This window comes from Salimicrobium humidisoli (assembly GCF_002295105.1).
In the GTDB taxonomy this organism is placed as follows: Bacteria; Bacillota; Bacilli; order Bacillales; family Halobacillaceae; genus Salimicrobium; species Salimicrobium humidisoli.
Map to the genome: position 1 here is coordinate 1 of NZ_NSGH01000049.1, position 1,473 is coordinate 1,473.

Sequence of the window (1,473 nt, forward strand, 5' to 3'; positions counted from 1 at the left end):
GGTAGTGACCCCTAAAAGTTAGAGTTTTTATTAGGAAGCTGATTGGCTGGTTTGAGTCCGGTATTGAATGGGACTCAAACCAGCTAATTTTGCTTTTATGCGATCATGGTTGTAGTAGTTGATGTATCCCTCGAGCTTTCTTTCAAGCTCTTCGTAAGAAACCAGTTCTTCTCCATAATACATCTCCTGTTTGAGAATTCCGAAGAAATTCTCCATCGCCGCATTATCTGCGCAGTTCGCTTTTCTGGACATACTCTGAAAGATACGATGTTTCTTTAACGTTTTCACCCATGTGCGGTGTTGGTAATGCCAGCCTTGATCGGAGTGGATGGTTGTCCGATATTCAGCTTCCGTTTCGATGGTGTCCAACGCTTCCTTCAGCGGCTTTAACACGAAATCCAGGGTTGGTCGTTTGGATATACCGAAGGAAATAATCTCTCCATTGAACACATCCATGATCGGGCTCAAATAAAGTTTCTCCTCTCCGGCACATTTGAACTCTGTCACGTCTGTGACTAATTTTTGGAGACGGACAGGCGTGTAGAACCTACGGTTCATTCGGTTATGAGCCACTTTCCCGACCGTACCTTTGTATGATTTGTATCGGGACTTGCGGGTGAATTTTTCGCTTTTCAATCCTAATTCACTCATGATCCGCTGCACTTTTTTATGGTTGATGATATACCCCTGATTTCTAAGCTCGAAGGTGATGCGGCGATAGCCATAGGTCCCGTCGTGCTTATGAAAAAGGTTCGTAATCATTTCTTTCCACGCTTTATTCGGATCTTCCTCGTGGACATGCTTTCTCTGATAATGATACGTAGCTTCAGGAATGTCTACTATTCGTAAGGCATCTTTTACTTTGAATCCTTCTTGTTTGAGTTCGAATACCAGCGCTGCTTGTGCTTTTCGAGATAGGCATTCGGATTCTCCTGAAAAGCTTTTGCCTTTTTTAGATACGAGTTCTCCAGACGCAGAAGTTCATTTTCACGTTCCAACTCTTCTTCACGAGTCAAAGATTTTTTGGTTTTAGATGACGTTTTCTTAGGTTTTTTTGACATAGGAGGCCGTCCTTTCGCTTTTCCCCGGAGGCCTTCGACCCCTTCCTTCTGCCATATGCGGTTCCAGTTCGCAATTAACGCAGGGTTGTTCATGTGGAAGGCGATCGCTGTCTCCTGAAGAGAAGCTCCTGTCTGTTTCCTAAAGTGTAATACATCTAGCTTGAATTGGACAGGATAGACTTGTTTGGAATGCTTCCTTTTCAACCCTTCTTCCCCGAACGCTTGATACGCCTGGACCCACTGTCTTATTGGAGATTTATCAGGAAGAGCGTATCTTTTGGCTAATGAAGTGTACCCCAGAGAGCCCTCAAGATATTCCCTTACCACCTTTACCTTAAATTCTTCACTATACTTGGACATAAAAACACCCCGGAAGTTAGATTTTTTACTCTAACTTCCGGGGTTCACTACC

General features: G+C 43.8%; 2 protein-coding genes. Both read right to left on the bottom strand.

Annotated features, from left to right (window positions below; all coding sequences use genetic code 11):
- Nucleotides 1–30: 30 nt before the first annotated feature.
- Nucleotides 31–894 (bottom strand): IS3 family transposase, encoded by an 864-nt coding sequence (locus CKW00_RS13400; RefSeq protein ID WP_233129791.1) that lies wholly within the window; start codon nt 892–894, stop codon nt 31–33.
- Nucleotides 858–1,421 carry a helix-turn-helix domain-containing protein gene (locus tag CKW00_RS13405; RefSeq protein ID WP_095822980.1) on the bottom strand — a complete coding sequence of 188 codons (564 nt, stop codon included), beginning with the start codon at nt 1,419–1,421 and terminating at the stop codon, nt 858–860. The genes CKW00_RS13400 and CKW00_RS13405 overlap by 37 nt, the downstream gene beginning before the upstream one ends.
- Between the last annotated feature and the right edge of the window lie 52 nt (nt 1,422–1,473).